A 1,507-nucleotide genomic window follows, 5' to 3' on the forward strand; every position below is an offset into this window, starting at 1 on the left:
AGAATCAGCCTGATATTCATCTAAAGGCTCGAATCCCTCAGATTTTTCAGGTACATTCTTCTGGACATCATCAAGATATGTTTTTGATGAGTCTTCATCATCACCATAGCTATCGTAAAGATGATCGAGCTTATATTCTTTGCGAGCCTGGGCAAAAGTTAAAGGTTTTAAGAATTTTGGATCATCGTGATGCCAAGACGCTTCTACATGACATATAAGTGCGGGTCCAGTGTAGAAACTCAGATTATATGGGTCAATCCCCAGCTGCCGTGCATAATGGAGCAATATTTCTGGAGAGAATCGGTCAGTTACTTTATGTTTACTGTAAACATTTGTATCCTCAAATTCAAAAGGATTACCACTACTTTGAAAAAACCATTTCCTTACACCTTCACGCCCCAGGTGCAGTGAACGACCACGGTTATTACCACAGATTTTCTGTCCAGAGCCATTATAATATGTAAGCCGAATACTTCCATAAGACTCTCGATATTTTTCGAGTTCTTTATAATTTTTTGGCGGGTATATATTAGGTACATAACGTATAAAAACACTATCCAATAAATATTTCTTTTTCATATTCCACATTATCGTTGTATAATCTACCGACTTAGGACTATTAGTTAACATAACGGTCCAACCATTACGACATTGAGCAAATATAATCTTTGACTCTGCACGTGTTAAAGGATTTAAGGCATCAAATATTGCTTCCCCAGCAAGATTTTCTTCAGTATTAGTCAGAAACTGTGGAAATATTATATTCTTTGCCCAGTCTTGGTAATACGTAGCAACTCGACGGTAATCGCCCCTAAAAAATACCAAATTATACGTAGTAGGCTCATACCGACCACCAGCTAGACGATAACGGTTAACATCCTCAACCATAGGGGTTACCCTTTCAAACATAGTTATTTTTTATACGGATCAACAATACGTAGCTCAATGCCACCATGTGCGGGATCGTTAGCCGCAATACGTTCGGCATGCCCAATTTCACGTCCAGATGTAGTACGATCCCATTCAACATAGTACCGTTTACCATCTTTAGTAAATTGAAGATCTGGACGATTCGTCACATCATCTCTTCAGAAGATACAACTAACCCTCAGTATCTGCTGGGTCGACCGTTATACCTTTCAAATTACTGATAGCGTCTTCTTTAGTCTTCACATACAAAGGATGCTCCGCCCCCGGATCATCCTCGTCAAACTCAGGAACAATAATCGCCCGACCCTCAAAAAACTCTAATACAGTATCAAGCGTATCCCGAGAAACGTCCATAGCATAAAGCACAGGTGTTGGATCATACTCCCCATCTTCATTCCAGGTACGATAAAACCTCAAATCGCCGTCCACAGACTGCAACAGCTCTGCAGCCCATTCAGCCATATAATACTGAGGATCATGAGAATCATGGAACATAACATCATAATCGCGCAGCACAATAAAAACACCCTGACTCAAATCCAGCCAATGCAAATCCTCAAGATACTCATGAATCCAA

Annotated in this window: 2 protein-coding genes and 1 pseudogene; all 3 read right to left on the minus strand. The window is 40.1% G+C overall.

Features of this window, described 5'->3' with window-relative positions; translation table 11 throughout:
* A partial coding sequence (locus tag HMPREF2756_RS04175) for a hypothetical protein (protein ID WP_246825836.1) occupies positions 1-888 on the minus strand: 888 nt, incomplete at its 3' end.
* A gap of 23 nt (positions 889-911) precedes the next feature.
* Positions 912-1,079: a hypothetical protein gene (locus HMPREF2756_RS11250; RefSeq protein WP_004006156.1), complete on the minus strand. Its 168-nt coding sequence runs from the start codon at positions 1,077-1,079 to the stop codon at positions 912-914.
* Between the two features lie 22 nt (positions 1,080-1,101).
* A pseudogene (locus HMPREF2756_RS11440) lies at positions 1,102-1,507 on the minus strand (hypothetical protein); the annotation flags it as partial.

This window comes from Rothia sp. HMSC067H10, from assembly GCF_001810635.1.
GTDB classification, from domain to species: domain Bacteria; phylum Actinomycetota; class Actinomycetes; order Actinomycetales; family Micrococcaceae; genus Rothia; species Rothia dentocariosa.